This window comes from Bradyrhizobium sp. 23AC (genome assembly GCF_054863025.1).
Map to the genome: position 1 here is coordinate 532,295 of NZ_JAVAYN010000002.1, position 26,715 is coordinate 559,009.

Consider the following 26,715-nt stretch of genomic DNA (forward strand, 5'->3'; position numbering starts at 1 on the left):
ATCCTCGCTTTCTGGAGCGAGTATCGGTCCCGCCAACGCTTACCCGCCGCCGGTGCAGCAGGTAGCACCGGAGCAGGGATGCGATCTATCACGATAGCACGATCGCCTGTGCGGGGCGGCCGGCTACTCCTTTACCGCGCCGGTCAGCGAGGACACGTAGTAGTCCACGAACAGCGAGTAGAAGATCGCGACCGGCAGCGATCCCAGCAGCGAGCCCGCCATCAGCGCGCCCCACTGGTAGACGTCGCCGGTGACGAGCTCGGTCAGGATCGCGACCGGCACGGTCTTGTTGGCGCCGCTCTGGATGAAGGCGAGCGCGTAGATGAACTCGTTCCAGGACAGCGTGAATGAGAAGATGCCGGCGGAGATCAGCCCGGGTACCGCGAGCGGCAGCGTGATCCGTCGCAGGATCTGGAGCCTCGTGGCGCCGTCGACCAGCGCGCATTCCTCGAGCTCGTAGGGGATCGACTTGAAGTAGCCGATCAGCAGCCAGGTGCAGAACGGCACCAGGAAAGTCGGATAGACCAGGATCAGCGCCAGCGGTGAGTCGAACAGGCCGAACTGCACCACGACGGTGGCGAGCGGAATGAACAGGATCGACGGCGGCACGAGATAGGCCAGATAAATGCCGAGGCCCACGTAAGGACTGCCGCGGAAGCGCAGGCGCTCGATCGCATAGGCCGCCAGCGTGCTCGCGATCAGGGACAGCGTGGTCGAGCCAATCGCCACCGTCATCGTCGTCCACAGCCAGCGCGGATAGGCGGTGTCAAACAGCAGATGCTTGATGTGGGCGAGCGTCGGCGAGGAGATCCAGAACGGATTATGGTCCTTGTAGTTCATCAGCTCCGCGTTCGGCTTGAACGAGGTGCTCGCCATCCAGTAAAACGGGAACAGCAGGATCAGCACGAAGCAGCCGAGCGGCAGATAGATCATCATCAGCCGCCGCAGCCCGGAATCCCAGGCCATGGTGTCGGGTGGCGCTTTCGCGTCGGCCACGGTGGCGGTTTGCGCGACGGTGTCAGTCATTGGCCTCTCCCTGCTGCCATTTGCGGCGCGCCAGGCCGAAATAGGAGAACAGCGTCGCGAAGATCAGGAACGGGATCATCGACACCGCGATCGCCGCACCTTCGCCGAGCTCGCCGCCGGCGATGCCGCGCTGAAACGCCAGCGTCGCCAGCAGATGGGTCGAGTTGACCGGCCCGCCGCGGGTGATGGCGTAGACCAGCTGGAAGTCGGTGAAGGTGAAGATGATCGAGAACGTCATGACGATCGCGAGGATCGGCATCATCATCGGGAATGTGATGTAGCGGAAGCGCTGCCAGGCACTGGCGCCGTCGAGCATCGCGGCCTCGTAGAGCGAGGGTGAGATGGTCTGCAGGCCCGCGAGCAGCGAGATCGCGACGAAGGGAATGCCGCGCCAGATGTTGGCGGCGATCAGCGAGAAACGCGCCGGCCAGGGCGAGCCGAGGAAGTCGACATTGCCCGATCGCCAGTGCAGCACGTCGACCAGCAAATAGGAGATGATCGAGAACTGCGGATCGTAGATCCACCAGAACGCCAGCGCCGAGAGCACGGTCGGAACGATCCAGGGCAGCAGGATGATCGCACGCAGGATGCTCTTGAACGGAAAATGGTTGTTGAGCAGCAGCGCGAGCCAGAAGCCGAGCGCGAACTTCCCGAAGGTCGCGATGCCCGTATAGACCACGCTGTAGAACACGGCGTTCCACCACAAGGGATCGGTGAGCAGATACTGGAAATTCTCCAGGCCGACGAAGACGCCGCGCCGGCCGATCGTGGTGTCGGTGAAGGCGAGCCAGATACCGAGGCCGAGCGGATAGGTCAGGAACACCGAGAGCAGCCCGATCGCGGGCGCCAGGCACATCACGATCAGGAACGGCTTGTAGTCGAACAGCCGCACCAGCCAGTTCGGTTGCCGCTGGGCAAGTACGGGAGAGGAGAGTGTCGTCACGGACATTAATGTGTTGTCCTATCGTTGAACGTCACCACACCGTCATTGCGAGCGAAGCGAAGCAATCCAGTCTGTCGCCGCGGCTGCAGTCTGGATTGCTTCGTCGCAAGTGCTCCTCGCAATGACGACGGCTCTATCGTCGCGCGTTACCGCTGTCGCCGGAAGTACCGCTTGCAGCGCTGCTCCGCTTCCGCGGCGGCGGCCTCCGGCGTGGCCGCGCCGGTCGCAACGGACGCGCACATCTGAATCAGCACGTAGTCGGCGCTGACAGCTCCGGTCGCCGTCGAGATCGGGCCTTTGTAGCCGTCATAGTAGGTGCTGTTCATCGTGTCCTTGAACAGCTTCACCTTGGGATCCTGCGACCAAACCGCGGCCTCGGCATAGGCGGCCAGCGGCTGCGACCAGTAGCCGGAGTTGGCGTTGAGCCAGGGCTCGTACTGGTCCTTTTCCAGCATGTATTGCAGGAAGGCCTTTGCGGCGTTGGGGTACTGGCTGTGCTTGAACACCATGGCATTGAGGGTCAGGCCCGCCATCGGAGAGACCTTGGCCAGGCCCTTGGGCAGCAGCTGATGCTCGCTGTCCTCGGCGATCGCCTTGGTCGCCGGGTCGTTCTTGAGCGAGAAGTACAGCGAGACGCCGTTGGCGGTCAGAGAGATCTCCTGCGAGGAATAGGCGCGGTTGTTGCTGACGTCGTTCCACGACGGCGTGCCGGCGATGAAGGTCGGGTAGATCTGCTTGACCCAGTTCAGCGCCGCGATGGTCTCCTTGCTGTTGATGACGACATTGCCTTCCTCGTCGAGCAGGGAAGCATTGTGCGACCACAGCGACCAATTGGCGAAGCCGTTGCCATCGCCCTTGGCGTTGCCGAGCGCGAAGCCGGCTGGTTTGCCGGCCTTGTGCAGCTTCTGGCACAGGTCGAGGATTCCGGCATGGTCTTCCGGCACCTTGTCGAAGCCGACCGATTGCAGGATCGACTTGCGGTAGATCAGGGGCCCCGCGGTTGCACCGAACGGCAGGCCGATCCAGGCGTCGCTCTTGTTCTTCTTGCCGTAGCGCTGCGCCAGCGGCAGCCAGCCGCCATAGCGCTTGCCGACATAGTCGGCGACGTCGGTCAGCTCGATCAGCTTGTCGACGTAGATGTGGGGGGCGTCGGAGAAGCCGATGATAATGTCGGGGCCCGCGCCGGAGTTCGAGGTGACCGCGGTCTGCTGGTTGATGTCCTCCCAGCCGACGAAATCGACCTTGACCTCGACGCCGGTCTCCTTGGTGAACTTTGCTGCATTGGCGCGGAACACATCCTCGTCGGCCTGGACGAAGCGCACCGGGCGCAGCATGCGCAGGGATGCGCCCTTCTCGATCTCGCGCTTGGGCGCCGTCACGTCGGCGGCCTTGATATTGGATGTTTGCGCTGCAGCACCGGTGGCGGCGAACGTTGCAGCGGACAGGCCCAGCGCCAAGGCATCACGACGGGTGATGTCGTTCCTCATCAGTTCCTCCCTATGATGTCTCCCTTCCCGGCGTTGATCGCCGGTGAAGGGTCGTTTCGGATATCGGCGCCTCGGCGCCTGCCGCTTAGCTGTTCGGCCCGCGATCCATGCTGACGGGTTGCCAGCGACGGAGCGTGGTGTCTTGCAGCACCGACGGATTGACGCAGCTTACCGGCCACATGCCCTGAAGCACCAGTGACAATTCGTAGCCCACCCGGCGCTTGCGCGCTTCGTCAAACCGTGCCGAGGCCGAAGCGACGTGTGCGGTCAGGGTCACGTTCTCCATGCCGAGCAGGGGATTGTTGTGCGAGGGCGGTTCCTTCTCCAGCACGTCGAGGGCGGCGTGCGCGATCCAGCCTTCCTGCAGCGCCTTGATCAGGCTCTCCTCGTCCACGGTTGCGCCGCGCCCGGTGTTGATGAAGATCGAGCCCTTCTTCATCTGCCGAAAGTGCTTCTCGGTCAGCATGTGATGCACCTCGGGCCTTGCCGGGGCGTGCATCGAGACGAAGTCGGATTGCGACAGCACCTCGTTCAGCGTCGCCGGGATCACGCCGTGATCGTACATCAGCGTTTCCTGGATGAAGGGATCGTAGGCCATCATGCGCAGGCCGAACGGCGCCGCGCGTTTCGCAACCGCACGCGCCACGCGGCCGAACGAGACGAAGCCGAGCGTCTGGCCCATCAGCCTCGGGACCTTGAGCAGCGCCGGCCGGCCCTCGGCCCAGCGGCCGCTGCGCACCATGCGGTCCTGCTCGACCAGGCGGCGGAAGCCGGCGAGCAGCAGCATCATGGCGTGGTCGGCGACCTCTTCGATGAAGGTGTCCGGAATGTTGGTGACGGGAATGCCGCGCGCGGTGGCGGCCTTGACGTCGACGCTGTCGACGCCGACCGAGCCGAGCGTGATGACCTTGCAGGTCTGCAAGCTGTCGATGATGGTCTTGGTGATCGGGATGCCCTTGGCATAGATGGCGTCCGCGGTCCTTGCGGCGGCGATGAACCCGGCCTCGTCGGCGGGAGCCTCGATGATCTCGGCGTCGATCGGATCGAGCGCTTCGCGCTCAAAGGAATAGTCGCTGCCCGCGACCGTGAAGCTCGCGCCCTTCGGCGTCACCACCCTGTATTTCGGCATTTTCTCGCTCCCGATTTGGTTTGTCGGTTCTTGTTGTGACCCGCCTCCGCGGGCGGGCCTTTGCGTCTTTTACGCGAAATCGGCGCGGCCGCGTACAATCGTCGGTTGCCGGCGCGGGGATAAATTGCCGTTTTTCGCGGCTGCGTCCGGGCTTCTACGGAGGCACGTAAGTAACTTGCTAAGGCTCTCTCCCTAAAAGTTATTTTGATTTCGATCGATCTGTCGCGCGCCCGTATCCCATTATTGCCGGAGCTAATCGTGAAATTGAGCAATCTGAAGATCGCCCCGAAGCTCGGCATCCTTGTCGGCGTCACCTTGTTCGGCCTGTGCATCTCCGGTGTCCTCGCCGGCTATCTGATGAAGCGCGAGATGGTGAATGCGCGCATCGATCAGGCCAAGGCGATCGTCGAGCTGGCACGCAATTATGCGGGCGCTCTGAAGAAGCGCGTCGATGCCGGCGAGCTGACGAAGGACGCGGCCATGGCCGAGCTTCGCCGCTACGGCAATTCGATGACCTACGACAACGGCGCGGGCTATCTGTTCGGTACGTCGTATGAAGGCATCACGCAGCTCGCGCCGGATCCCAAGCAGATCGGCACCAACCGCATGGATGTCGTGACCAACGGCCGCAAGCTGTCCGTCGAGCTGATGGACGGCGTCAAGGCCAACGGTTCGATCCTGCTGCATTATGAATATATGAAGCCCGGTCAGCCGACGCCGATCCGCAAGATCGGCTACGCGGTGGCGGTGCCCGGCTTCGACATGTATCTCGGCACCGGCGCTTATCTCGACGACATCGACGCCAAGATGGGCCCGGTCTACTGGCTGCTCGGTCTTGCCATGCTCGGCATTTTCATTGTCGCCGGCAGCGTCGCCTGGCTGATCGGCCGCGGCATCAGCCGCCCGCTGGCGCTGCTTGGCGCCCGCATGAAGGATCTCGCCGACGGCAAGCTCGAGGGCGACATTCCCGGCGTCGGCCGCGGCGACGAGGTCGGCGCGATGGCCGCCACCGTCCAGATCTTCAAGGACAACGCGGTCCGCATCCGCGACCTCGAAAGGACCGAAGCCGATGCCAAGGAGCGCGTCGCGGCGGAACGTCGCAGCGCGATGGAGGGCATCGCCAACGACTTCGAACGCAGCGTCAACGGCATCGTCCGCTCGGTTTCTTCGGCCGCGGCCGGCATGCAGACGACGGCGCAGTCGATGACCGCGACCGCCAGCGACGCGTCCTCGCGCGCGGCGACGGTCGGCGCTGCCTCGCAAAAAGCCTCCGGCAATGTCGGCACGGTCGCGGCGGCCGCCGAAGAGCTGTCGAGCTCGGTTGCGGAAATCTCCCGCCAGGTCACGCGCTCGACCGAAGTCGCCAGCCGCGCCGTCAGCGACGCCGAGCGTACCAACGCCACCGTGCAGGTGCTCTCGACCGGCGCCGAGAAGATCGGCGAGGTCGTCAAGCTGATCCATTCGATCGCCGCGCAGACCAATTTGCTCGCGCTCAACGCCACCATCGAGGCGGCACGCGCCGGCGAATCCGGCCGCGGTTTCGCGGTCGTCGCCTCCGAGGTCAAGGCGCTGGCCAACCAGACCGCCAAGGCGACCGAGGAGATCTCCGCGCAGGTCGCGGCGATGCAGACCTCGACCAGCGACGCGGTCACGGCCATCTCCGGCATCACCCAGACCATCGCCGAGATGAGCGAGATCACCGCCGGCATTTCCGCCTCGATCGAGCAGCAGGGCGAGGCGACCCGCGAGATCGCCCGCAACATCCAGTCGGTCGCGGCGGGCTCCAGCGAGATCAACGCCCATATCGGCAGCGTCACCTCCGCTGCGGAAGCGACCGGTACCGCGGCCACCGACGTGCTCTCCAACGCCCGCGAGCTGGATAACCAGTCCGGCGCGCTGCGCAGCGCCGTCGACGGCTTCCTCGCCAAGGTGCGCGCGGCGTAAGGCCAAACGCTCGAAATTCGTAGGGTGGGCAAAGGCGCGGAAGCGCCGTGCCCACCTTTCTTTTTTGCGACGACCTAACGGTGGGCACGCTTCGCTTTGCCCACCCTACGAGAGCCTGGGCCTTGCGCCGTCATTCCGGGGCGATGCGAAGCATCGAACTACGGTGCGCAATTGCGCACCTGAGAATCTCGAGATTCCGGGTTCGCGCTAGCGTGCGCCCCGGAATGACGGAGCTCACTGCTTCTCGATCTTCGCGTTGGTGATCAGCTTCTCCCACAGCACGAGCTGTTCGTTCACGAACGTGCCGAGCTGCTCCGGCGTGCCCGAGAACGCGTCCATGCCGAGGGTGGCGAGCTGGGCCTTGATCTCCGGCTTCTCGACGATCTTCCGGATCTCGGCGTTGAGCCGGGTCACGATCTCCTTCGGCATGCCGGCGGGGCCGAAATAGCCCTGCCAGGACGAGATGTCGAAATCAGGCACGCCGGCCTCCTGCATCGAGGGCAGGTTCGGCACCAGCGGCGAGCGGTCCTTGGTGGTGACCGCGAGCGCGCGCAGCGCGTTGCCGTTGACGTGGGGCAGGCCGGTCAGGATGTCGACGAACATCATCGAGACGCGGCCGCCCATGACGTCATTGAGCGCCGGCGGCGAGCTCTTGTAGGGCACGTGCAGCAGGTCGAGCCCGGCATTGTGCGCAAAGGTCGCACCCGACACGATCGCGGAGGACGATCCCGAGGCGTAGCTCAGCTTGCCCGGATTGGCCTTGCCGTAGGCGACCAGCTCGGCGACGGTCTTGGCCGGCACTTCCGGATTGACGACCAGCATGAAGGGCAGGTCGCCGGTGCGCGCGATCGGCGTGAAGTCCTTGACCGGATCGTAAGTGAGGTTCTTGAGCAGATAGGGATTGGCGGAATGCGTGGTGTTGGTGGTCACCAGCAGTGTGTAGCCGTCGGGGGCGGCCTTCGCGACGTAGCTTGCGGCGAGCATGCCGTTGGCGCCCGCCTTGTTCTCGATGATGATGCCGACGCCGAGCGCCTGTGACAGATGCTGCGAGATCAGCCGTGTCGTCGTGTCGGTGCCGCTGCCGGCCGCGAACGGCAAAACCAGCGTGATGTTGCGGCTCGGCCAGGTATCGGCTTGCGCAGTGGATGCGGCGGCGAGGCACAATGCGGCCGCGCCGGCGGTCCACAGGTTTCGAATCAGCCCTGAAAGCATCTTGAGACGTTCCCTCTTTTTCGTTGGCGGGGAACCTAGCGTCTCTTCGTTGAAATCGGAAGACGGGAGTTGCTTGCCCCGGACGCGGCGCAGCGCTTCTTCAGCGGTGCGCTGCAGAGCCGGGGCCCATGCTGCGGCAATCTGGGTCCCGGCTCTGCGATGTATCGCTGACGCGCTGCATCTTGTCCGGGACACGAGCACGCGCCGTCCGCCGCGCGGAATTACTTAACCGCCGAGCCCTGGCGTGAGGCGATCACGACGCCGGCGAGCACCAGCGCGTAGCCGATCAGGTGAAACGGCTGCAGCTTTTCGCCGAGCAGCACGATCGCCATCGCCGAGCCGAACACCGGCACCAGATGGAAGAACGGCGCGGCGCGGTTCGGGCCGATCAGCGCGACGCCGCGGTTGAAGAAGAGATAGGCCAGCGTCGAGGGAAAGATCAGGATGTAGCCCAGCGTCGCCAGCGTCGTCCCGTCGAATTGCAGCACGCGGCCGCTTGCCGCCTCCCAGATCGCGGTCGGCAGCAGCATCGTCGCGCCGCAGCAGGTGGTGAAGGACAGGAAGGAGAGCTGGTGGATCTTGGGCCGGCGCGGGATGAAGGCCGAGTAGATCCCGAACGCCACCAGCGAGGAGGCGAACATGATGTCGCCCCTGTTGAAGCTGATGCTCGCGAGCGCGGCGAGGTCGCCGCGCAGAATGATGATCAACACGCCGAGAAGCGAGATCGCGATGCCGGCGAACTGCCCGCCCGTCAGCCGCACCCCGAACAGCACCAGCGACCACAGCGCCACGAACAGCGGTCCGGCCGACTGGATCAGCAGCGCGTTCAGCGCCTCCGTATATTGCATCGCCCAGTACGAGATCGCGTTGTTGAAGGCGAAGCCCACCAGCGACAGGAACAGCATCAGCGGCAGGCTCTTGCGCAAGGCGGGCCAGTCCCGCTTGAGATGCGGCCAGGCGAACGGCAACAGGATCAGGAAAACGCCGAACCAGCGGATCGTGGTCACCGTCAGCGGCGGCACATGCGCGCCGACATGGCGTGCGAGCACGATGTTGCCGGCCCAGAACAGCGAGCTCAGGCTGAGCAGCAGATAAGGCTGGTTGTTGAGCCAGCTGGCCGGACTGGAGGCGCGTGGCGCGGGCGAAGCGGTCGTCATTGGCGTTAGATACGAACTTGCGCCGGATCGGCGTCCTGGCACAAGTCACGCGGCCGCAATGCTACAATGCAGGCAAACCCTGAGGAGGCGCCTTTGGCGGTTAATATGTTGAACATCGAGGGCCTGGAGCGGCTCGATCCGGAGGCGCCGGTGGTGATGCTGAACCTGATGCGTTTCCACGCGCGCTCGCGCGACAGCGACGGATCCGGCTGGGACGCCTATTTGCGCTACAGCGCCGTCACCGTGCCGATGATCAAGGCGCGCGGCGGTACCTTGCTCTGGACCGGCGAGGCGAAGGCCATCGCGCTCGGACCGCACGTCGGCAACGACTGGGATTTTGTGGCGCTGGTCTATTATCCGACCGTCGCGGCCTTCCTCGACATGATGACGTCGGAAGCCTATGAGCGCGAGGCCGATCCGCATCGCGTTAACGGCTGCGCCGAGCACGTCATCATTGCTACCAACGAAGCGTACAGCAAGTTCAAGACGACGTAGCCCCATACGCCGCCGAGCTACTTCAACCCGTCCACGGCGGCGCGACACGCCGTCTGCAACAGCCGGCAAACCTCCTCGGTCGGCCGGCGCGGGCTCAACGCTGCAAAGGTCGGATAGCTCGTCAGCACGAAGATCAGGTCGACCGCGTCCCCGACGGCGCGGTGCTTGCCGACGATTCGGGACAACAGAGCGGTCAGCATTTCGCGCCGTCGCTCGTTCCGCTGGATCAGCGCCTCGCCGAATTCGGGATCGGTCGTGATGGCTTGGTTGAGCCCGCCGATGGCGGGATCGTGCCCCCAGAACGTGCAGAAGATTTCGACGAAGCGATCGAGCGCGGCGCGGGGATCCGCTATCGCCATCACCCCGGCCAGTTCGAACAGCCCGCCCTGCTGCGCGATGTTGTCGAACACGGCCTCCAGCAATCCGCGCCGCGATCCGAACTGGTTGTAGACCGTGAGACGCGTGACGCCGGCCGCCTTAGCGACGATGTCGAGGGAGAAGTTCGCAATGCCAGCCTCCTTGCGCAGCAGGCGCGCGCCGGCCGCGACGATGCGCTCGCGCGTCTCCGCCGCCGCAGATGCCCGCGCAGGGCTCACATAATTGCGCTTCGGCATGGCGTTGCCATTCTGTTGACGTATTGACTATACATATTGTATATCTAATTTAGAATCCGGTTCGGAGCTTGCCATGCAGACTGCCCTCGTGATCGCCCTGTCGCTTCATGTGTTGTCATCCGTGTTCTGGGCGGGATCAAGCTTCGCGCTGGCCCGCACAGGGGGATCGGGCGGGGAGCTGCTGGTCTTTCCACAACTCGGCGCGGCGGCGATTGCCATTCTGACCGGCGGCTATCTCGGGCACCTCGTTCACTCCGGCAGATTCGGCACGGCCGAGCAGGTGCTTGCGGTGGGCGCGGTCTGCGCATTGGTCGCTGTCGGCGTTCAGGCAGCGATCGGCCCCCGTGCGCTCGCCGCCCTGCGTCGTGGCGTCGGCGATCTCGCGGGCGTGCGTTCACGCATCGCGACCGCGCAGCGCGTGGCGGCGGCGCTGCTCGGCATCACCGCGCTCTGCATGGGCGCTGCGCGCTATGTTTGAACGCAGTTTGTCACGAGGGCTCGATAAGCGGCGTCTTATGGAGGTTTGGAAGTTCACTGTTCGAGCTATCAGACGATAGCGCCTTCCAGCATTATTGAAGGAAAAGCAATGTCCAGGATGATTTTAGTAAACCTGCCTGTACGCGACCTCGCTGCATCGACGGCGTTCTATTTGGCGCTAGGTGGCACAGTGAATCCCCAATTCTCCAGCGCAAATTCGACCTCGCTCATGTTCACGGAGGCGATCGGCGTGATGCTGCTGACCCACGACCACTATCGCGAATTCACCCAACGCGAGATCGGCGACGCGCGGCGCGACAGCCAGGCAATGTTCGCTCTTACGGTCGAGGACCGCGATGCCGTGGATGCGACGCTGACTCGGGCGGTCGCTGTAGGCGGTCGCGCCGATCCCAACCCGGCACAGGATCTCGGCTTCATGTACAACCGACACGTTGAAGACCCTGATGGCTATGTCTGGGAGATGGTATGGATGAACCCATCAGGGAACGCTTGATCGCAGACAACTGAAAAATGAGACAGGCTCGGGCCCACCCCGACATGCGCAACCTGGGCCTGAGCCTAACTCGCCTGCTTCCTCGACGCCACGAACACGCCCGACAGCACCAGCGCAAATCCGATGAAATGGAACGCCTGCGGGTGTTCACTCAAAAACGCCATCGCCATAATCGAGCCGAACACCGGCACGACGTGGAAGAACGGCGCGGCGCGGTTGGCGCCGATCAGGCGCACGCCGCGATTGAAGCAGAGATAGGCCAGCGTCGAGGGAAACACCGCGACGTAGAATAGCGTCAAGAGGTTCGGCCCGTCGAGCTTCATGACCGGGCGCGCGGACAATTCCCAGATCTCGAGCGGAATGAGACAGGCCGCGCCAACCCCGAAGGTGAAGGCGAGGAACGACAGGCCGTGCATCGGCGGCCGCTTCAGCGTCAGCACCGAATACAGCGCGAAGATGACGAGCGCGACGATGAAGATGAGGTCGCCCTTGTTGAACGCGATGTTCGACAGCGTGGTGAAATCGCCGTGCAGCAGAATAGTCAGCACGCCGCACATCGACAGCAGCACGCCGAACGCCTGCGCCGCGGTGAGGCGGATGCCGAGGATGGCCAGCGACCACAGCGCCACCACCAGCGGCGCGGCCGACTGCAGCAGCAGCGTGTTGAGGGCCTGGGTATGCTCCAGCGCCCAATATTGCAGCGTGTTGAAGGCGCCGATGCCGGTAACCGAGAGCGTGATCATCAGGCCGAGCCTGCTGCGGATCGCGGGCCAGTCCTGGGCGAGATGTTTCCAGGCGAACGGCAGCACCAGCAGGAAGGCGAAGAACCAGCGCAGGAACGACAGCGTGACCGGCGGGATGTGGCCGGCGGCGAGCCGCCCGACGATGGCGTTGCCGGCCCAGCACAGCGCGGTGATGCTGAGCAGCAGATAAGGCTGGTTGGCGATCCAGCTGTGGCCGGATGTCTCCGCGCTCGTGGTCTGGCCGGTGGCGGACATTGGGATTGGCGTGCCCCGCGTGCGCCGAGGCTTCCAGCCCGGCGGGATCCGGGCCGGCTGATCGCCCGGCGCTGTCCAAAGACACGGAAATCGGGGCTGCATCAACGGGGGGCGGACGCATCGCGACCATGCAGCGGCGGATTGAGCCTCTCACGCTTTGGTCGAAGCCTCGCGCGCCGCCGCGAAGGTTTCTGGATTTTCCGGGGATATCAAAGGCTTGGAGTGGCCCCGAAGCCCTGAAAATGCCCCGTTCTTGCTTGCCTAGAGAGGCTGCTTCCTTTATCCGGTTGGGCTGCCTCGGTGCGAACGGCCTCTGGCCGGGAATTGGGCTGGGCGCAGGCATGATTCCGGAAGAATGGGTACCAATTTTCCGTTCGGATCGTGCCACCTACAGAGAAATCTTCGAAGGATTACCCGCGAATGGCCAATGTTGTCGTCGTCGGCGCCCAGTGGGGCGACGAAGGAAAGGGCAAGATCGTCGACTGGTTGTCGGAGCAGGCGGACATCGTCGTCCGCTTCCAGGGCGGTCATAACGCCGGCCACACGCTGGTGATCAACGGCAAGACCTACAAGCTCGCTCTGCTGCCCTCCGGCGTGCTGCGCGAGCAGAAGCTGTCGGTGATCGGCAACGGCGTGGTGTTCGATCCCGCCGCCTTCCTCGACGAGGTCTCCAAACTGCGGGCGCAGGGCGTCGCGGTCTCGCCGGAGAACCTGCGTATCGCCGAGAACGTCACGCTGATCCTGCCGCTGCACCGCGAGCTCGATGCGCACCGCGAATCCGCCAGCGCGGCGACCGCGATCGGCACCACCCGCCGCGGCATCGGGCCCGCCTATGAGGACAAGGTCGGCCGCCGCGCGATCCGCCTGATGGACCTTGCCGATCTCGACACGCTCCCGCACAAGATCGACCGGCTGCTTGCCCACCACAACGCACTGCGCCGCGGCCTCGGCCTGCCCGAATTCGACGGCAAGGTGATCTTGAAGGAGTTGAGCGCGCTGGCGCCGGAGCTGCTGCCCTACGCCGAGACGGTGTGGCGGCTGCTCGACATCAAGCGGCGTGAAGGCAAGCGCATGCTGTTCGAAGGCGCGCAAGGCGCGCTGCTCGACGTCGACCACGGCACCTATCCCTACGTCACCTCGTCCAACACGGTGGCGGCGCAGGCCGCGACCGGCGCCGGCCTCGGACCGGGTGCGGTCGGCTATGTGCTCGGCCTGTGCAAGGCTTACACCACGCGCGTCGGCCAGGGCCCGTTCCCGACCGAGCAGGACAACGAGACCGGCCGCCGGATCGGCGAGCGCGGCCGCGAGTTCGGCACCAACACCGGCCGTCCGCGTCGTTGCGGCTGGTTCGACGCCGTGCTGGTCCGTCAGGCGGTCCGGACCTGCGGCATCAACGGCCTGGCGCTGACCAAGCTCGACATCCTCGACGGCTTCGACACGATCGAGGTCTGCACCGGCTACAAGCTCGACGGCAAGGAGATCGACCACTTCCCCGCCGGCGAGGGCGCCCAGGCCCGGGTCGAGCCGATCTACGAGACCATCGAGGGCTGGAAGGAGCCGACCGCCAATGCGCGGTCCTGGGCCGACCTGCCGGCCCAGGCCATCAAATATGTCCGGCGGATCGAGGAATTGGTGGGGTGCCCGGTTGCGCTGCTTTCCACCAGCCCCGAACGCGAAGATACTATCCTGGTGCAAAATCCGTTTGAGGCTTAACGATATCTTACCGGGACGCGCGTATAGTTGAGTTGAAATGGCTGATTACTATCCGCTGATCGCCCGCGCTATTGCCGCCCTGGACCCGAACGCTCCCGGCGAAAGCCGCCGCGCGCTCTATGAGCGGGCGCGCACGGCGTTGATCGCGCAGTTGCGTAGCGTGCAGCCCCCGCTCTCCGAATCCGAGATCACCCGCGAAAGGTTGTCGCTGGAGGAGGCCGTCCGCAAGGTCGAATCGGAGGCTGCCCAGCGCGCCCGCGAGGCCTCGCGCCCCGGTGGCGGCGCCCGCAGCGGCAGCAGCGGCGATGCCTTCCGCCGCGCCAGCACCCGAGCCGCCGAAGGCAGTCCGACTGCGGCCGCGCCGGCCCCGCCGCGGACGCGTCCGGCTCCGCCGCCGCCGCGCGCCGACCGTCCCTCCTTCAACGTCGATGACCAAGGCGAGGCCCCGCGTCCGCCGCGCGCGCCCCGTTTCGACGCCCCGCGCCAACCGGGACCGTCCGCCCCGCCACCGATGCCGGAGCCGGCGGCCGGGCGCGATCGCGCCGGTGCGCGTCGTCCGCCCGATGTCGGACCTCCGCCGCCGCTGCCGCCGGCACCGGGCGTGCGCGGCTTCCGCGACATCACGGCCGACGCCAACGATCTCGGCGGCGCTGCCGCGCAGGCCAGCCGCGCCGCGCGCCGCACCTACGCCAACGTGCCCTCGCCCTCGCCGGAATTCGACCGGCTCGAGCCGAGCCTGGAAAACCGCGCCGGCGAGCAGGACGCGCCCTATTCCTACGACGAGTCGGTCGAGGAGGCCGAGCGTTACGCGCCGCAGCCGCCGTCGCCGCGTCCGCGCATCGCGCCCGAGCGCGACGCCAAGAAGCGCGCCCGGACGCGCTCCGCCTTCCCGTTCAAGAGTGCGATCGCCGTCGGCATCGTGCTGATCCTGGTCGGCGCCGGCATCCTCTGGGGCAAGCAGCTGGTCCAGATCGCGACCAACCTGATGAAGTCCTCGCCGACCCAGGTGGTGGAGGCGCCGAAGGATCCGTCCCAGCCGCAGAGCAAGCCGAAGATTCCAGATCGCGTCGGCCAGCCCTCGGCCAGCGACCAGCCGGTCGCGCCGGTGGCGCAGAAGGTCGTGCTCTATGACGAGGATCCGTCCGATCCGAAGGGCAAGCAATATGTCGGCTCGGTGGTATGGCGGCTGGAGCCGATCAAGGCGTCCGGCAACCAGAAGGCCGACGTCGCCGTGCGCGCCGACATCGAGATCCCCGACCGCAAGTTCAAGATGACGATGTCGTTCCGCCGCAACACCGATTCCTCGCTGCCGGCGAGCCACACGGCGGAGCTGACCTTCATCCTGCCGCCGGATTTTCCGGGCGGCAGCGTCTCCAACGTGCCGGGCATCCTGATGAAGTCGAACGAGCAGGCGCGCGGTACGCCGCTCGCCGGCCTCGCGGTCAAGGTCACCGACGGCTTCTTCCTGGTCGGCCTGTCCAATGTCGACGCCGACCGCTCCCGCAACGTCCAGCTCCTGAAGGAGCGCTCGTGGTTCGACGTGCCGCTGGTCTATGCCAACCAGCGCCGCGCCATCATCGCCATCGAGAAGGGCGCCCCCGGCGAACGCGCCTTCAACGACGCCTTCGCGCAGTGGGGCGACTGAGACAAGAGCGCGCCACCTTCGTCATTCCGGGGCGTGCGCAGGGCGAACCCGTGCAGCAGCGGGTGACGTGGAGAAATGGATTCCGGGTTCGGTGCTGCGCACCGCCCCGGAATGACATCCTGGATGGGTGACTACTGCGCCGCTGCTTCCCGCTTGCGCGATGCGACCGCCTCGCGGTCCATCACGGCGCGGCAGCCGGGGCTGACCTGCGCCTTGTTCCGCACCATGCAGGCCCTGACCCTGGGAATGTCGGGGATCTCACTGGAGCACAGCCGCATCGCGTCACCCGTGCACATCTGCTGCGCTTCGGATGAGAAGGCGAGGCCGGGTGAGGTCTGGAGTGCGATGGCGGTGGTTGCTACGGCCAACAGCGAAGCGGTGGTCTTAAGCAGCGAAGCGATGGTCTGATAGCGTGTCATGCAGAATGCGTCCCCGAGTTCCGTGGGCTTGAGCCACTTGGTTTTTGGGGCGCCGCACACGGCTTGATCTGCCGCATGTCACAGCCTTCACGTCGGGAACTCTAGTCCCGCATGTGGTCGCTCGATTTCATGATGTACGAATCGAAAAGTGCTGCGCCGCCCGAGCGAAGTATGCGCCATTGTCACGCGGCTGCAATGGCAGGCGCAAAGGAATTTGCAATTGTTGCGTGGACGTCACGCACAATGCGTGCGCGCGATCAGATCATCCGATCGAAGGAGGCGCTCGCTTGTTCCACATCGCTCGCGCCGAGCGCGGCGGCGTGTTCCTCGACGGCGGTGACGCCTTTGGCCGTCAGCTCGAACAGATCGCCGTCCTTCATCACGTAGCCGTCGGCGATGAGCTCGCCGATCTTGCCGTGGCGGTCGTCGGCGAAGGCAACGGACTGGCTGATGTCCCGCAGGATCGAGAGCTGTTCGTCGCGCAACATGGCATCACTCTCCGTTCGCTGGGGATGGTCGCGGTCCTCACATGCCGTGGCTCTGAAACACCTTGCTGCAAGAGCGCGACAGCTTGGCCCGGTTGGCTTGCAGGCAGCCCTGCACGGCGCCGTCATTGCCGAGGTCCTTGCGGCAGAAGCGCGAGGCGTCGCGCGAGCAGGCCTGCTGTTCCTGCGGCGAGCCCATGTGGCCCTGCGCAAGAGCGGGCGCGTTCGACAGGCCACTCAGGGCTGCCAGCGTGATCGTCGCCAGGAGAAATTTGCGGGCCATCGGCGGCTCCAATCTGACAGGGATAATTCAGGTCCTGTCTGAACTCGTCGCCTTGTCACTTGTTCCCTTAAAGGCTAGGCCCGCCGCGCTATTCAAGGTTCCCGCGGCGCTGCTATAACACCGGCGAAGTGAAAGGGTGTTTGATGAAACGCTATCTGGTGTTTGCGCTGGTTGGACCGTTCGTCGGCGGGTTCCTGCTGCTGCTGACGACGACCTATCAGTCCGGCTATTGGGCCCAGACCAGTCTCGGCGAGGTCGGCAAGCTGTTCGCGGTATTCTTCAAGACCCTGCAATACAGCTATCTGTTCGGCCTCCTGCCTTCGCTGATGATCGGCGCGGTCGATGACATCCTGACCCATGTCAGGCGGATCGGCCCGGGCTTGCGGATGCTCCTGGTCGGCCTGTCCGCCTTCGTGCTGGCCTCGCTCACCTACAGCTCGCGCGGGCCGGATTCGGGTGCGGTGCAGTTCATCCTGTACGGCCTCGTCGGGTTCGTGCCGGCGGTGATTTCGTCCTGGCTCGTGCATAAATACATCAAGGAGCCGCAACCGGTGGCGGCGCCGACCTGAGCGCGACGTTCGGGCGCGGCGCAGCAACCTCCGCCGCGCTAGCGCGTTCCCTGAAGGCCATGACCATGTCCGACGACGATATCCTTGCTCCACGCAGATCCCGTTCGGGGAGCTCGCGCGCGACCTCGGCCACCGAGGCACGCGGGCCGATCATCGATCAGGATGGCCGGGAAATCCGCCCTGAAACGCTGGAGCAAGGCTTTCGCGAATTCGGTTTTGAGCTCGGCAAGGACAATCCGTTCGCCGGGAGCCCGTTCGGCAATCTCACGCGCGAGCAGCGGATCGCGCGGATCGAGGCGATCGCCAAGCTGCTCGACGTCGCCTTCATCCTGCCCGGCACCAACATCCGCTACGGCATCGACGGGCTGATCGGCCTGATCCCCGTCGTCGGCGACATCATCACCACGGCGATCTCGCTGTGGCTGGTGCGCGAGGCCCGCGCGCTGGGCGCGCCCTGGTACCTCACCGCCCGCATGCTCGGCAATGTCGCGCTCGACGGCGTGGTCGGCATGGTCCCGTTCGCGGGCGACGCTTTCGACGTCATGTTCCGCGCCAACATGCGCAACGTGCGCCTTTTGCGCCGCTGGCTCGACAAGCAGCCGCGGATTTAGCGCGGCGGCTGGGAGCGCTTGCCGCGAGTCCATCTGGTCGATGATGCGCCGCTGCGGGGAGACCCCCCAAACGCAAAAAACGCGACAGCCTTTCGGCCATCGCGCTTTCTGCGCACATCGTAAGGCTCAGCGAAAACTTAGGCCGCGTCGGCGGCGTCGGTCTCGGCCGGCGCCGGCTTGGGACGGCGGGGCAACGGGAAGGCTTCGCTCTCATAAAGCGAGCGGATGCCGTTCTGGTCGAAACGCGCTTCCTCGACCTGGAGATAGGCGCCGTTCAGCGAATCCGTCGGCAATTGCTCCATCGCGAACTGCACGGCTTCAGCCGCAGTGCCGAACCGGCGATAGGTGAAGCCTGCGCGCTTCTTCTTGCGGATCGCGGCGGGGAAGAGTTCGGCGGAAGTGTTGAAGTTGAACGGACGCAGTGGACGCATGGTCAAAGACCTCGTGATCTCTCTGGGGCTTTAAGCGCGTGGGGTTTGGGAGGGCAGGGGCCGCAATCGAGCGAGCCCGCCGCACATGCCATTTTCGCCCTCTAATATAGGCCGATTTGACAAAAATGCGACCCCCGCGATGGGAGATGATGAATCCGCGCATGGCAGCTCCGCGGATGAAATTAATTAAGTTATTCCAATGACTTATATGGCTTACAATTTGCCAAGCAGCAGCAGGACGACCAGCACCGCCAGCACGACGCCGCCGATGCCCATGCCAGAATGGCCCATCCCATAGCCGTAGCCGCCGACGCGGCCGGACAGGCCGCCGATCAGATAGATGATCACCAGGATGATCAGGACGGTCCCGAGTCGCATGGCATCCTCCCTGGCGGCCGCCAAATGCGATGATCGGCCGCACCGCCAGACGAGAAAAGCACATCGCGCGGCCGGGTTCCATGAAGGAACCGGGCCGCGCGCAACCTTATTTCGGCTCCAGCTTCAGCGCGGCCGAGTTGATGCAGTAGCGCAGGCCGGTCGGCCCGGGGCCATCGGGGAAGACGTGGCCGAGATGGCCGCTGCATTTGGAGCAGAGCACCTCGGTGCGGATCATGCCGTGGCTCACGTCCCGCTCCTCGTCGATATGGCTCTCGACGGCGGGCTGGGTGAAGCTCGGCCAGCCGCAGCCGGAATCGAACTTGGCGTCTGACTCGAACAGCACATTGCCGCAGCCGGCGCACGTGTAGGTGCCGGCGCGGTGGTCGTGCTCATACTCGCCCGAGAAGGGACGCTCGGTCGCCTTCTCGCGCAGGACCGCGTACTGCATCGGCGACAATTCGCGCCGCCACTGCTCTTCGCTCTTGATGACCTTGTCGTCCGTGGTTTTCATTTTGGTGTCGGGCATGGGTCTCCCGTTTGTTTCGGTGATCTCGCGATCAGTTGGTGGCCTTGCTGGCACTCACCAGCGTCGGCTTTTCAATGTAGTTATCCGCGAACAGCTTTTTCAGGTTCTCGACCTTGGGCAGGTCGTTATAGGCGATGTAAGGCTGGTTCGGGTGCAGCGTCAGATAGTCCTGGTGGTAGGCCTCCGCCGGGTAGAAGGCCTCCAGCGCGCCGACCTTGGTCACGATCGGCTTGCTGAAGACCTTGGCGCCGTTGAGCTGGGCGATATAGGCCTCCGCCACCTTCTTCTGCTCGTCCGTGGTGGTGAAGACGGCCGAGCGATATTGCGTGCCGACGTCGGGGCCCTGGCGGTTGAGCTGGGTCGGGTCGTGCGCCACCGAGAAGTAGATCTGGAGGATCTTGCCGTAGGAGATCTTCTTCGGGTCGTACTTGATCTCGACCGCCTCGGCATGGCCGGTCCGGCCGCTCGAGACCGTCTGGTAGTCGGCGGTCGCCTTGGTGCCGCCGGCATACCCGGAGACCGCGTTGACGACGCCGGCGGTGTGCTGGAAGACGCCTTGCACGCCCCAGAAGCAGCCCCCGGCGATCACGGCGGTCTGGATCCCGCTCGCAGGTGCCGCATCCATGGCGGGGGCGGGGATCACGACCGCATCCTCCGCAGCCCGGGACGGCGCGGCAAAGGCTAGCGAAAGGGCGGTGGTTGCGGCGAGCAGGGAGGCGAGGGCAGGTCGGCGCATGGCGGATCCTCTTTCGGAAGGTCTGACAGTCTAGGGCGGTCGGGGCCGGACGAACAGTTGCCCGGCTGCGTTTTCGCACCATCCGAGGTACGGACGCGGCCGCCGATTGTTACGGCGGGACGGACACGAGTCTGTGAAACGCGCCGCGCGGGATAGCCGGGCGCCAGCAGCTTGGCGAGACCGGGAACTCCGCGCTAGATGAACCGGTGCGATCGATGATCGACTTAAGAAGAATCTGGCTGGAGCAGGCCTGACCCATGTTGCGCGTCGTTTCCCTCGTCATCCTGACCTCCGGCCTGTTCAGCGCGGCGGCCGACCCGCAGGCCGACGATCTCACCCTCTGCCGCGACCGCCAGGCGGAGGCCCAGGCCCGCGCGAGCGCCTGCGACAATCTGCTGAAGGCCGACAAGCTCGGCGGCAAGGACAAGGCCATCGCGCTCTCCGTGCGCGGCAACACGCTGATCAGCAAGCGCGATTACGACCGCGCGATCGAGACCTTGTCCATCGCGGTCGATCTCGATCCGGACTACGTCATCGCCCTCAACCTGCGCGGCCTCGCCTATGAGCGCAAGGGCCAGGACGACCTCGCAATGACGGACTACAACCTCGCCCTTCAGAAGCGCCCCACCTATGGTGTCCCCTACAACAATCGCGGCGTCATCTACGCGCGCCGCGGCGCGTTGCAAAGCGCGATCGACGATTTCAGCCTGTCGATCAAATACACGCCGAAATTCCTGCTCGGCTGGACCAATCGCGCCCGCGCGCGGACGCTGATGAAGGATTTCGACGGCGCGATCGCCGATTTCGCGGAGGCCGAGAAGATCGACCCGACCGCGCCGCAGATCGCCAGCAACCGCTGCATCACTTACGGCATGATGGGCAAGTATGCGCAGGCCCTTGCCGACTGCAACGGCCTGATCGAGCGGCAGCCGAAAAACGTGTTCGCGATCAACAACCGCGCCGACGTCAGCATGATGAAGGGCGACCTCGACGCCGCGCTGAAGGACTACAACACGGCCATCCAGATCAATCCGAACAACATCCGCGCGCATTCCGGCCGCGGCCAGATCTACGAGCGAAAGAAAGATCTCGCGCAGGCGCGCGCCGATTACCGCGCGGCCGCCTATTCGCTGACGAAGTTCGACGAGCCCGACGTCGCCCGCGCCCGTGCCGTCGCGCAGGAGCGGCTCGCCGCGCTGACGCTGCAGGCGCCGGCCGGAGCAACCGGGCGCCGCGTGGCGCTGGTGATCGGCAACGGCGCCTACAAGAACGTCCATGCCTTGCCCAATCCGCCGCGCGATTCCAAACTGATCGCGAGCGTGCTGCGCGACGTCGGCTTCCAGAGCGTGATTTCCGTCAATGACCTCACCCGCGACAAGTTCTTTGACGCGTTGAAGGCCTTCGCGGAGGAAGCGGAGAAGGCCGACTGGGCCGTGGTCTATTACGCCGGCCACGGCTTCGAGATCGGCGGGGTGAACTATCTCGTTCCCGTCGACGCCAAGCTCGCTGCCGACAAGGACGCCGAGACCCAGGCGGTCGCCCTCGAGCAGGTGATCGCCGCGGTCGGTGCCGCGCGAAAAATGCGCCTCGTGGTTCTGGATGCCTGCCGCGACAATCCGTTCGCGCCGAGCATGCAGCGCACGCTGTCGCTGAAGCTGGTCGACAAGGGCTTTTCCAACATCGAGCCCGGCGCCGGCTTCATGGTGGTCTACGCCGCCAAGCATGGCGAGACCGCAATGGACGGCGACGGCAGCGCCAACAGCCCGTTCGCCACCGCGCTCGCCCGCGAGATCAAGCAGCCCCGCATCGAGATCCGAAAGCTGTTCGACATCATCCGCGACGACGTCTGGGCCGCCACCAGGCACGAGCAGCAGCCGTTCACCTACGGCTCGCCGCCGGGCCGCGAGGATTTTTACTTTGTGGCGGGGAAGTAAGGGGCGCGATTCCGGCGCCCCATTCTCCGTGCCGTAGGGTGGGCAAAGCGAAGCGTGCCCACGCCTTGTTGCTTATGGAGGGAGATCGTGGGCACGGCGCTACGCGCCTTTGCCCACCCTACGGGGCCGGAGTTTCAGACGACGATGCTGAGCCGCTTCGCCGCCCGCGTGATGCCCGTGTACAGCCACCGCGCCCTTGAGTCCTGAAACGCAAAGCTCTCGTCGAACAGCACGACGTCGTCCCATTGCGAGCCCTGCGACTTGTGCACGGTGAGCACGTAGCCGTAGTCGAACTCGTCATAGGGCTTGCGCTGCTCCCAGGCGATCTGCTCGACGCCGCCCTCGAAGCAATCGGCGCGCACCGAGACCTTGGTCACCTTGTGGCCAAAATCCTCGTCCGGCGACAGCCGCATCGAGAGAATGCGCGATTTCGAGCGCGAGGTGTTGCGCGACTTCACGCGCCACAGCCCGCCGTTGAACAGGCCCTTCTTGCGGTTGTTGCGCAGGCACACCAGCTTGTCGCCGGCGACCGGAAAGGCGTCCTCGATGTTCTGGCGCTGGCGCACCCGCATATTGTACGCGCGCCTTGTGTTGTTGCGGCCGACCAGCACCTGGTCGGCGCCCATGACGCGGTCGGGATCGAGCTCCTTGCGCGACACCACCTCGCTCTCGCCGTAGCGGCCGATGTCGAGCTCGCGTCCCTCGCGCACGTCCATCGACATCCGCACGATCGGATCGTCCTGGGCCTGGCGGTGCACCTCTGTCAGCATCGCGTCGGGCTCGGTGTTGGTGAAGAAGCCGCCGCCCTGGATCGGCGGCAGCTGCGCGGGATCGCCGAGCACGAGCAGGGGGCAGTCGAACGACATCAGGTCGCGGCCCAATTCGGCGTCGACCATCGAGCATTCGTCGATCACGATCAGCTTCGCCTTCGAGGCCGGCGCGTCGTCCCACAATTCGAAGCTCGGCTGCTCCTCGCCGGATTCGCGGGCGCGGTAGATCAGGGAGTGGATGGTGGAGGCGTCGTCGCACCCCTTGTTGCGCATGACGAGGGCGGCCTTGCCGGTGAAGGCGGCGAACTTCACCTCGCCGTCGACGCCGTCGGCGATGTGCCGCGCCAGCGTGGTCTTGCCGGTCCCGGCAAAGCCGAACAGGCGGAAGATCGGCGGCGTGCCATTGCGGCCCGGCTTGGCCTTCAGCCAATCGCCGACGGCCTTGAGAGCGGCATCCTGATGCGGTGTGAAACTGGCCATATCTGTCTTGAGGAAGGGCGAAACGAGGCGATTCGCTATCCCCCAAAACTAACCATTCGCCCCGCCGGTTCAAGCGGGGCGAATCTGGTTGCTTTTGGTCTTACTGCCAGCCGGGAACGCCGCGCATGTCGGGCAGCTGGTGGGCGATGCCCTTGTGGCAGTCGATGCAGGTCTTTTCCTTCGTGAACAGGAAGCGCTGGTGCGCCACCGAGGCCCGCGGCGACTGCTTGGTGATGTCCATGGAATCGGCACTGTGGCAGTTGCGGCATTCCAGGGAATCGTTGGCCTTGAAACGCGCCCATTCGTGCGCGGCGAGCTCCAGCCGGTGGTCCAGGAATTTTTCCCGCGTGTTGATCGTGCCGAAGATCTTGCCCCAGACCTCCTTGGAGGCCTGCATCTTGCGCGCGATCTTGTCGGTCCAGTTGTGCGGAACGTGGCAATCCGGGCAGGTCGCGCGCACCCCGGAGCGATTGCTGAAGTGGATGGTCGATTTCAGCTCGGCGAAGACGTTGTCCTTCATCTCGTGACAGCCGGTGCAGAATTTCTCGGTGTTGGTCAATTCCAGCGCGGTGTTGAAGCCGCCCCAGAAGATCACGCCGGCGATGAAGCCGGCCAGCACCAGGGTGCCGAGGGCGAACACCGAGCTCGGCCGGGTCAGCACCCGCCATAGCTCCAGCGCAAAGCCCCAGCTTCGCGCGATGAAGCCGCGCTTGGTTTTCAGCTCTGCATTGGGCTCGTCAGCAGTCGTCGTCATCGGCGGCCACCCGGGCTTGCGCGCGACAGCAGCGTGTCGATGTCGACGAAGTCGTTGCTCACGGGCGGATTGGCGGTGTTCTGCGGCACGTGGCATTCCGTGCAAAAGAAGCGCCGCGGCGAGATCGAGGCGAGGAACTGGCCGTCGCGGTCCATGAAATGCGTGATCGAGACCATCGGCGCCTGAGATTCCGCCGTGCGTGCCCGCGCATGGCAGGACAGGCATTTGTTGCCGTTGAGGTCGATCTGATAGCCGTCGATCGTGTGCGGGATGACCGGCGGCTGCTCCGGATAATTGCGCACCTCCTTCTCGGACGTGTTGCGGTTCGGCAGCATCGGTGGCGCCGGGCCCTCGTCATTGAGTGGGGCCGGACCGCGCAGGCCCGAGGTGACGGTCTGTGCGGTCAGCGAGCTCGAGGCCGCGGCGATCGCGAAGGCGAGCAAGGCGATTGCAGATCGTTTCATCATGACAGGTTCACCCGCTCGATGCGCACGGCGCATTTCTTGAAGTCGGTCTGCAGCGAAATCGGATCGGTCGCGTCCAGAGTCACCTTGTTGATCAGCTTGGACTCGTCGAACCACGGCACGAAGACGAGGCCCTTCGGCGGCCGGTCGCGACCGCGCGTTTCGACCCGGGCGCGGATGAAGCCGCGGCGGGAGACCACCTTCACCTCGTCCCCGCGACGGAGCTTGGCATCCGCCGCGTCGTCCGGATGCATGAAGCACACGGCTTCGGGGAAGGCCTTGTACAGCTCGGGCACGCGGCGCGTCATGGTGCCGGAATGCCAGTGCTCCAGCACGCGGCCGGTCGAGAGCCAGTAGGGATATTCGTTGTCGGGCGATTCCGCCGCCGGCTCGAATGGCAGCGCGAAGATGCGCGCCTTGCCGTCGGGATAGCCGTAGAACTGCACCTCGGTGCCCTGCTTGACGTAGGGGTCGCTGCCCTCGCGGAAACGCCACTTCGTCTCCTGGCCGTTGACGACGGGCCAGCGCAGGCCGCGCTCGCGGTGATAGGTGTCGAACGGCGCGAGGTCATGGCCATGGCCGCGGCCGAACTGCGCGTATTCCTCGAACAGGCCCTTGTGGACGTAGAAGCCGAAGGCCTTGGACTCGTCGTTGAGATAGCCCGGCTCGATGTCGGTCACGGGGAATTTGTCGACCTGGCCGTTCCGGTAGAGCACATCGAACAGCGTCTTGCCGCGAACCTCCGGCTTCTTGGCGATCAGCTCCTCGGGCCAGACCTCCTCGATCTTGAAGCGCTTGGAGAACTCCATGAGCTGCCAGAGATCGGATTTCGACTCGCCGGGCGCGGGGACGAGCTGGTGCCAGAACTGGGTGCGCCGCTCGGCATTGCCGTAGGCGCCTTCCTTCTCCACCCACATCGCGGTCGGCAGGATCAGATCGGCGGCCAGTGCCGTCACCGACGGATAGGCGTCCGAGACCACGATGAAATTGTCGGGGTTGCGGAAGCCGGGATAGGTCTCCTCGTTGACGTTGGGGCCGGCCTGGAGGTTGTTGTTGACCTGCACCCAATAGGCGTTGATCAGGCCGTCCTTCAACATCCGGCTTTGCAGCACGGCGTGCGCGCCGTTCTTGTCGGGAATGGTGCCTTCGGGCAGCTGCCAGATGTGCTCGGCGTGGTCGCGATGCGCCTTGTTGGTCACGACCATGTCGGCCGGCAGCCGGTGCGAGAAGGTGCCGACCTCGCGCGCGGTGCCGCAGGCCGAGGGCTGGCCGGTCAGCGAGAACGGGCTGTTGCCGGGCGAGGAGATCTTTCCGGTCAGAAGATGGATGTTGTAGACGAGGTTGTTGCACCAGACGCCGCGAGTGTGCTGGTTGAAGCCCATGGTCCAGAACGAGACCACCTTGGTCTTGGGATCGGCGTAGAGCTCGGCGAGCGCCTCCAGCCGGTTCAGCGGGACGCCGGACATCTCGGCTGCCTTTTCCAGCGTGTATTCCGACACGAACTTGACGTACTCGTCATAGCTCATGTCGGTGGAGTCGTTGGCCTTCGCTGCACCCGTTGCCTTTTTCTGGAGCGGATGCTCCGGCCTCAAACCGTAGCCGATATCGGTCTGCCCCCGCCTGAAAATCGTATGCGCGGCGACGAAGTCCTTGTTGACCCGGCCGGTCTTGATGATGTGGTTGGCAATGGCGTTGAGGATGTAGAGGTCGGTCTGCGGCTTGAACACCATGCCGATGTCGGCGAGGTCGAACGAGCGGTGCTCGAAGGTCGAGAGCACGGCGACGCGGACATGCGGCGCGGACAGCCGGCGGTCGGCGAGGCGCGTCCACAGGATCGGGTGCATCTCCGCCATGTTGGAGCCCCACAGCACGAAGGCGTCGGTCGCCTCGATGTCGTCGTAGCAGCCGGGCGGCTCGTCGATGCCGAAAGTGCGCATCATGCCGGCGACGGCGGAAGCCATGCAGTGCCGCGCATTGGGATCGATGTTGTTGGTGCGGAAGCCGGCCTTGAACAGCTTCGAGGCGGCATAGCCTTCCCAGATCGTCCACTGGCCGGAGCCGAACATGGCGACGCCGTTCGGCCCGCGCTTCTTGAACGCCTCCTTCCACTTCACCTCCATGATGTCGAAGGCTTCGGTCCAGGACACGGGCGTGAACTCGCCGTTCTTGTCGTATTTGCCGCCCGTCTTGCGCAGCATCGGCTGGGTCAGGCGGTCATGGCCGTACATGATCTTGGAGAGGAAGTAGCCCTTGACGCAGTTGAGGCCGCGGTTGACCTCGGCCTTGATGTCGCCGTGGGTGGCGACGACGCGATTGTCCTTGGTCGCGACCATCACCGAGCAGCCGGTGCCGCAGAAGCGGCAGGCGGCCTTGTCCCATTTCATTTCGTTGTTGTCGCGCTCGGTGACGAGATTGGCGGCGAGCGCCGGAGCCGGCATGCCTGCTGCGGCGGCCGCAATCGCGGCGGCCTCGAGCTTCAGCATCTGGCGGCGGTCGAGCTTTGGCGATGTCATGATGGCTC

Annotated in this window: 28 protein-coding genes; 9 read left to right on the plus strand and 19 right to left on the minus strand. The window is 65.0% G+C overall.

Annotated elements, in window-relative coordinates:
- Positions 1-123: 123 nt before the first annotated feature.
- The 4 genes from RAD10_RS07725 to RAD10_RS07740 all read right to left on the minus strand — a co-directional run bounded on the left by RAD10_RS07725 (position 124) and on the right by RAD10_RS07740 (position 4,585).
- Entirely contained in the window at positions 124-1,026 is a 903-nt protein-coding gene (locus tag RAD10_RS07725) for a carbohydrate ABC transporter permease (protein WP_461616951.1), read from the minus strand.
- Entirely contained in the window at positions 1,019-1,975 is a 957-nt protein-coding gene (locus RAD10_RS07730; protein ID WP_018317857.1) for a carbohydrate ABC transporter permease, read from the minus strand. The genes RAD10_RS07725 and RAD10_RS07730 overlap by 8 nt, the downstream gene beginning before the upstream one ends.
- A 140-nt stretch (positions 1,976-2,115) precedes the next feature.
- Positions 2,116-3,456 carry an ABC transporter substrate-binding protein gene (locus tag RAD10_RS07735; RefSeq protein ID WP_461616952.1) on the minus strand — a complete coding sequence of 447 codons (1,341 nt, stop codon included), beginning with the start codon at positions 3,454-3,456 and terminating at the stop codon, positions 2,116-2,118.
- An 85-nt stretch (positions 3,457-3,541) separates the two neighbouring features.
- Positions 3,542-4,585, minus strand: coding sequence for a C-terminal binding protein (locus tag RAD10_RS07740; RefSeq protein WP_461616953.1), 1,044 nt, complete (start codon positions 4,583-4,585; stop codon positions 3,542-3,544).
- A gap of 258 nt (positions 4,586-4,843) precedes the next feature.
- Here RAD10_RS07740 and RAD10_RS07745 point away from each other — a divergent pair, with 258 nt between their 5' ends.
- Positions 4,844-6,529: a methyl-accepting chemotaxis protein gene (locus RAD10_RS07745; protein WP_461616954.1), complete on the plus strand. Its 1,686-nt coding sequence runs from the start codon at positions 4,844-4,846 to the stop codon at positions 6,527-6,529.
- A gap of 234 nt (positions 6,530-6,763) precedes the next feature.
- Here RAD10_RS07745 and RAD10_RS07750 read toward each other — a convergent pair whose 3' ends face one another.
- Positions 6,764-7,741 (minus strand): Bug family tripartite tricarboxylate transporter substrate binding protein, encoded by a 978-nt coding sequence (locus RAD10_RS07750; RefSeq protein WP_461616955.1) that lies wholly within the window; start codon positions 7,739-7,741, stop codon positions 6,764-6,766.
- 221 nt (positions 7,742-7,962) lie between these two features.
- A complete protein-coding gene (locus RAD10_RS07755; RefSeq protein ID WP_461616956.1) occupies positions 7,963-8,898 on the minus strand; it encodes a DMT family transporter in 936 nt (311 codons plus the stop codon).
- Between the two features lie 105 nt (positions 8,899-9,003).
- Between RAD10_RS07755 and RAD10_RS07760 the strand changes: the two genes are divergently transcribed.
- On the plus strand, positions 9,004-9,393 hold the full coding sequence (locus RAD10_RS07760) for a DUF1330 domain-containing protein (protein ID WP_461616957.1): 390 nt from the start codon (positions 9,004-9,006) through the stop codon (positions 9,391-9,393).
- A 17-nt stretch (positions 9,394-9,410) separates the two neighbouring features.
- On the opposite strand, the gene RAD10_RS07765 is transcribed toward RAD10_RS07760, so the two are convergent.
- Entirely contained in the window at positions 9,411-10,007 is a 597-nt protein-coding gene (locus tag RAD10_RS07765) for a TetR/AcrR family transcriptional regulator (RefSeq protein WP_461616958.1), read from the minus strand.
- 73 nt (positions 10,008-10,080) lie between these two features.
- Here RAD10_RS07765 and RAD10_RS07770 point away from each other — a divergent pair, with 73 nt between their 5' ends.
- Positions 10,081-10,485, plus strand: a complete 405-nt coding sequence (locus RAD10_RS07770) for a hypothetical protein (RefSeq protein ID WP_461616959.1) — start codon at positions 10,081-10,083, stop codon at positions 10,483-10,485.
- Between the two features lie 108 nt (positions 10,486-10,593).
- Positions 10,594-10,998, plus strand: a complete 405-nt coding sequence (locus tag RAD10_RS07775; RefSeq protein ID WP_461616960.1) for a VOC family protein — start codon at positions 10,594-10,596, stop codon at positions 10,996-10,998.
- A 65-nt stretch (positions 10,999-11,063) separates the two neighbouring features.
- On the opposite strand, the gene RAD10_RS07780 is transcribed toward RAD10_RS07775, so the two are convergent.
- Positions 11,064-11,996: a DMT family transporter gene (locus tag RAD10_RS07780; protein ID WP_461616961.1), complete on the minus strand. Its 933-nt coding sequence runs from the start codon at positions 11,994-11,996 to the stop codon at positions 11,064-11,066.
- 420 nt (positions 11,997-12,416) lie between these two features.
- Between RAD10_RS07780 and RAD10_RS07785 the strand changes: the two genes are divergently transcribed.
- Complete coding sequence (locus tag RAD10_RS07785) at positions 12,417-13,709, plus strand: adenylosuccinate synthase (protein WP_018318369.1); 1,293 nt, start codon at positions 12,417-12,419, stop codon at positions 13,707-13,709.
- A gap of 37 nt (positions 13,710-13,746) precedes the next feature.
- Positions 13,747-15,354: a hypothetical protein gene (locus RAD10_RS07790; RefSeq protein ID WP_461616962.1), complete on the plus strand. Its 1,608-nt coding sequence runs from the start codon at positions 13,747-13,749 to the stop codon at positions 15,352-15,354.
- A 131-nt stretch (positions 15,355-15,485) separates the two neighbouring features.
- Here the strand turns inward: RAD10_RS07790 and RAD10_RS07795 are convergent, their stop codons facing one another.
- The 3 genes from RAD10_RS07795 to RAD10_RS07805 form a co-directional block, all read right to left on the minus strand.
- Positions 15,486-15,773: a hypothetical protein gene (locus RAD10_RS07795; RefSeq protein ID WP_461616963.1), complete on the minus strand. Its 288-nt coding sequence runs from the start codon at positions 15,771-15,773 to the stop codon at positions 15,486-15,488.
- Between the two features lie 257 nt (positions 15,774-16,030).
- Positions 16,031-16,261: a hypothetical protein gene (locus RAD10_RS07800; RefSeq protein WP_026202008.1), complete on the minus strand. Its 231-nt coding sequence runs from the start codon at positions 16,259-16,261 to the stop codon at positions 16,031-16,033.
- Between the two features lie 37 nt (positions 16,262-16,298).
- Entirely contained in the window at positions 16,299-16,541 is a 243-nt protein-coding gene (locus tag RAD10_RS07805) for a hypothetical protein (protein WP_018318371.1), read from the minus strand.
- 143 nt (positions 16,542-16,684) lie between these two features.
- Here RAD10_RS07805 and RAD10_RS07810 point away from each other — a divergent pair, with 143 nt between their 5' ends.
- Positions 16,685-17,110, plus strand: coding sequence for a DUF5413 family protein (locus RAD10_RS07810; protein WP_461616964.1), 426 nt, complete (start codon positions 16,685-16,687; stop codon positions 17,108-17,110).
- A gap of 59 nt (positions 17,111-17,169) precedes the next feature.
- Complete coding sequence (locus tag RAD10_RS07815) at positions 17,170-17,721, plus strand: DUF4112 domain-containing protein (RefSeq protein ID WP_461616965.1); 552 nt, start codon at positions 17,170-17,172, stop codon at positions 17,719-17,721.
- A gap of 137 nt (positions 17,722-17,858) precedes the next feature.
- Here RAD10_RS07815 and RAD10_RS07820 read toward each other — a convergent pair whose 3' ends face one another.
- The 4 genes from RAD10_RS07820 to msrA form a co-directional block, all read right to left on the minus strand.
- On the minus strand, positions 17,859-18,152 hold the full coding sequence (locus tag RAD10_RS07820; RefSeq protein ID WP_018318374.1) for a hypothetical protein: 294 nt from the start codon (positions 18,150-18,152) through the stop codon (positions 17,859-17,861).
- 213 nt (positions 18,153-18,365) lie between these two features.
- The gene (locus RAD10_RS07825; protein ID WP_165637301.1) at positions 18,366-18,530 is read right to left on the minus strand and encodes a DUF3309 family protein; all 165 of its coding nucleotides are present in this window, start codon (positions 18,528-18,530) and stop codon (positions 18,366-18,368) included.
- A gap of 106 nt (positions 18,531-18,636) precedes the next feature.
- Entirely contained in the window at positions 18,637-19,056 is a 420-nt protein-coding gene (gene msrB, locus RAD10_RS07830; RefSeq protein WP_461616966.1) for a peptide-methionine (R)-S-oxide reductase MsrB, read from the minus strand.
- Between the two features lie 31 nt (positions 19,057-19,087).
- Positions 19,088-19,792, minus strand: a complete 705-nt coding sequence (gene msrA / locus RAD10_RS07835) for a peptide-methionine (S)-S-oxide reductase MsrA (protein WP_461616967.1) — start codon at positions 19,790-19,792, stop codon at positions 19,088-19,090.
- Between the two features lie 257 nt (positions 19,793-20,049).
- Here msrA and RAD10_RS07840 point away from each other — a divergent pair, with 257 nt between their 5' ends.
- Positions 20,050-21,726 (plus strand): tetratricopeptide repeat protein, encoded by a 1,677-nt coding sequence (locus RAD10_RS07840; RefSeq protein WP_461616968.1) that lies wholly within the window; start codon positions 20,050-20,052, stop codon positions 21,724-21,726.
- A 134-nt stretch (positions 21,727-21,860) separates the two neighbouring features.
- Here the strand turns inward: RAD10_RS07840 and RAD10_RS07845 are convergent, their stop codons facing one another.
- From RAD10_RS07845 to napA, 4 genes are all read right to left on the minus strand, one after another.
- The gene (locus tag RAD10_RS07845) at positions 21,861-22,976 is read right to left on the minus strand and encodes an ATP-dependent DNA helicase (RefSeq protein ID WP_461616969.1); all 1,116 of its coding nucleotides are present in this window, start codon (positions 22,974-22,976) and stop codon (positions 21,861-21,863) included.
- Between the two features lie 100 nt (positions 22,977-23,076).
- Complete coding sequence (locus tag RAD10_RS07850; RefSeq protein WP_461616970.1) at positions 23,077-23,730, minus strand: NapC/NirT family cytochrome c; 654 nt, start codon at positions 23,728-23,730, stop codon at positions 23,077-23,079.
- Positions 23,727-24,197: a nitrate reductase cytochrome c-type subunit gene (locus RAD10_RS07855; protein ID WP_026202010.1), complete on the minus strand. Its 471-nt coding sequence runs from the start codon at positions 24,195-24,197 to the stop codon at positions 23,727-23,729. The genes RAD10_RS07850 and RAD10_RS07855 overlap by 4 nt, the downstream gene beginning before the upstream one ends.
- Positions 24,194-26,707, minus strand: a complete 2,514-nt coding sequence (gene napA / locus RAD10_RS07860) for a nitrate reductase catalytic subunit NapA (protein WP_461616971.1) — start codon at positions 26,705-26,707, stop codon at positions 24,194-24,196. The genes RAD10_RS07855 and napA overlap by 4 nt, the downstream gene beginning before the upstream one ends.
- Between the last annotated feature and the right edge of the window lie 8 nt (positions 26,708-26,715).